At 62.4% G+C, this 2856-nt stretch carries 3 protein-coding genes; 1 reads left to right on the top strand and 2 read right to left on the bottom strand.

What is annotated here, in order from left to right; genetic code table 11:
- Positions 1-687: DUF5666 domain-containing protein (locus VIH17_11715; protein ID HEY4683897.1), on the top strand; the 687-nt coding region annotated here is incomplete at its 5' end.
- A 160-nt stretch (positions 688-847) separates the two neighbouring features.
- Here VIH17_11715 and VIH17_11710 read toward each other — a convergent pair.
- Together VIH17_11710 and VIH17_11705 are read right to left on the bottom strand one after the other, a co-directional pair.
- Positions 848-2494 carry a SpoIIE family protein phosphatase gene (locus VIH17_11710; protein ID HEY4683896.1) on the bottom strand — a complete coding sequence of 549 codons (1647 nt, stop codon included), beginning with the start codon at positions 2492-2494 and terminating at the stop codon, positions 848-850.
- Between the two features lie 57 nt (positions 2495-2551).
- Positions 2552-2856 (bottom strand): hypothetical protein (locus VIH17_11705; protein ID HEY4683895.1); only part of this gene is annotated, 305 nt, incomplete at its 5' end.

Raw genomic sequence — 2856 nt, 5'->3', positions numbered from 1 at the left:
GCCCAGACGAAGTTTGAAGATTTTGACGATGCTTCCCCGGCGCGTGCCAACGCATTCGCCAGCATTAGGGTGAATGACCTCGTCGAAGTGGACGCCGAGCAACGTGCCGACGGCGGCTTTGTCGCCGAAGAAGTAGAACTGGCAGAAGCGGAGAACGATAACGGGGTCGAGCTGGAAGGCCTGATCACCAGCGTGGACCCCGTCGCCGGCACTGTCAAGATCGTCATTCGCGAACGCCGCCGAACCACCACCCTGCAAAGCGAACTGGGCCGAGAGATCACCCTCGACGTGGGCACGGCGGGCTTCCGCATCAACAAGGACGATCTGACGATTATCGACACCCTGTTCGACGACCTGACCGACGCCATCCCCGGCCAGTTTGTTGAGGCGGAACTGAGCGGCGGTACGACCGTCCGGCGATTAACCCTGAAGAAAGCAACCTATCAGGGGCGGGTCACCGGCCCGCCGACCGGAAACAATTTCCCCTTTGAACCTGACCTCGCACTGATTGTCAGCATCGTGCCCATACAGGTGTTCACCTTCCCCGGTGTAACCGAGTTCCGGGATGGTCTCACCTCGATTGGCGACGTTCAGTCGGCCTTCACCGTCGCGGTCCGCGGCCTGCTGGTCAAGCAACCCTCCGGGGCGATCGAACTCTACGCCAGGAGGGTGGGAAGAGTGCAGTAAGCAGAAAGAAGTAGGGGCGCAAGGCCTTGCGCCCCTACCCATTCACCCGGAATTCGTTCGGCACGCGATTTACGAGGTGTCTAGGTCGCTGGCCACTGGTCGCCCTTTTACGGTCTGGCATTTGTTCAAGGCCTTCCCCATCCCACCAACGGCGGCACCGTCAGGATTTCTTTCCCAGATAGCGAAGGATCAGCAAGGTAAGGTCATCCGCCTGGGAAGCGCCGCGAACGAATTCACCTACTCGTTGAAGGATCGCTTCCTGCATCAGCTCGAGAGGCAGGGCGCGCAGACCGGGGAGCATGGAATGCACTTGCTCGTCCCCAAAGAGCTGCCCGTCAGGGTCGGCGGCTTCCGTTAGACCATCACTGAAGAGGAGAAGCGAGTCGCCCGGCTGAAGCTGGACGCGGTCGGAAGCAAACTCCACGTCGGTGAAAAGTCCGAGGGGCAGGTTGCTCGTCGGCAGCGGCGCCACTTCGCCTGAGCTGTGCAGCCAGAGCGGGGCAGGATGAGCGGCGTTGACGTACCGAAATCTTCCATCCGGGCTCAGCACGCCGAAAAACCAGGTGGCGAATTTATCTTCGGCGGTTCGCTCCACCAGATAACGGTTGATGCGCGCGGCAATCGCCTCCGGCGGGAGGTCAAAGGCGGCAATCGAAGCGGCCACCCCTTGCAAGGTTGCCGCCAGCAATGCCCCTGAGATCCCCTTGCCCACGACGTCGGCCAGGACAAAACCGTAGCGGTCCTCCGGCAGGGGAATGACGTCAAAAACGTCTCCGCCGACTGCTTCGCTGGTCAGATTGATCCCGGCAACTTCAAAGTAGCCGCCGGCGGGGAGCTGCTTGGGAAGCAGTCCGCGCTGGATCTCGCGGGCGACGGCAAGCTGCCCTTCCAGTTTTTCTTTCTCCCGAGCCGCCGCAAACAGCCGCGCGTTTTCAATCACCGTTCCGGCCTCGCGCGCCAGCGAACGAACCACTTCCCGGTCGAGTTCGGAAAGGCCCGTAACCTGCCGGCTATCGAGGTAAAGAATCCCGAGCAACTCCGCCGGTGCGCGCAAGACCGTGGTGTCAAGTGTCGCCACTGCCGGCACGCTCAGCAGCGGCATTGCCAGTATGGTGTGGAGCTGAAGGCGCGCGATGCTGGCTTGCCGCTCAAGCGCCTCGGCGGCTGCCTCATCGCTCAACATCACCTCCCGGCAGGTATTCTTGACCTGTTCGAGAACGCTCTGGCTGACCTCCAGTCCGGCCGAGCGCAACGTGCGACGCTGATTGTCGCGGGCAACCCCCGGCGCCAGTTCGCCGCTATCCTGGCGCAACAGCAGCACGCCCCGCTCCGCGTGAGTGACTTCCAGGGCTGCGTCCACCACCGCCGCCAGCACGTCCTCCAGGACAAGCCCGGCGTGAAGCACTCGGGCCACCTCGAGCAGCAAGCCAAGATGGTATAGCTCTCTCGAGGCGGCCGGCGCCGCCGGCACCACCCGCTTGATGAAATCGTCCAGCGCCGCTTCCTCGCTGCAAAAAATGACCGAATAGGAATCCGCCAGGCCAAAGTCAATCTTGTCGTTGTGGCGCAGCTCGCAGCGGGTTGTCCGCTCGCCGTTCAAAAAAGTGCCGTGACGGCTGCGTAGATCCTCCAGAAAGTAACGGTCGCCCTCCTGGACGATTTGCGCCTGCTGGCGCGAAATACGGAGGTCATGCAGGATGATGTCGTTCCCGCTCTGCCGGCCGAGGGTGAACGGAGTCCGGAGAAGATGAATGTCTCGCCGCGTGCCGGTGGGTTCAACCAAAATCAATACCGGTGGCTTGGGCATGGCGTGCGCCCGCAGTGGAAGCCGGCTTCCCTGTGATGGCCGCTATGATAGCACAGACTATTCCCGAACGATGGGCGCCCGGCCGGCGCCGGGCCGCATCACGCGAGCAGCGGCCCGCACCACCATGCTCCGCGGCGCCAGGCGTTGCGAGTGAACCATGATCCGGTTCATCCGGCCGGAGATGGCAACCACCCGCCGACTTTCAATCGCCCGCAGCGCGGTCGCCACCACCTGTTCCGGAGATTCCATCGGGCCACGGTGTGCTCGGTTCTGCATTCCGGCTACTTCAAAAAAATTCGTATCGGTCGTACCGGGACAAAGGCAACTGACCGAGACTCCTGTCCCTTTGCATTCGGCGGCGA

This window comes from Candidatus Acidiferrales bacterium (assembly GCA_036514995.1).
In the GTDB taxonomy this organism is placed as follows: domain Bacteria; phylum Acidobacteriota; class Terriglobia; order Acidiferrales; family DATBWB01; genus DATBWB01.
Note: the sequence above shows the minus strand (reverse complement) of the source record. Positions and strands in the feature narration are given on the sequence as shown.